General features: G+C 43.8%; 1 protein-coding gene. It reads left to right on the top strand.

From position 1 onward, the window contains the following. Positions 1-32: 32 nt before the first annotated feature. A partial coding sequence (gene tnpB, locus LB467_RS19575) for an IS66 family insertion sequence element accessory protein TnpB (protein WP_224475695.1) occupies positions 33-249 on the top strand: 217 nt, incomplete at its 3' end.

Consider the following 249-nt stretch of genomic DNA (forward strand, 5'->3'; position numbering starts at 1 on the left):
GGACTTATTGCCCGGTTAGTTAAGCTGTATTAATGTTCTCCTTAGGTTCCTCCCATAATTATCACTTTTATCGTAAGTCTTGTGATATGAGAAAATCCTTTAATGGTCTGAGCGGATTGGTGAAAAATGAACTCAAAAGGGAGCCTACCAGCGGTGATGTGTTCGTTTTTCTTAATCGGAATCGCACCCATCTCAAGCTGCTTCACTGGGAGCGGGGCGGCTTTGTTTTATACTACAAACGCCTGGAGC

This window comes from Salegentibacter tibetensis, assembly GCF_020164485.1.
Classification (GTDB): Bacteria; Bacteroidota; Bacteroidia; order Flavobacteriales; family Flavobacteriaceae; genus Salegentibacter; species Salegentibacter tibetensis.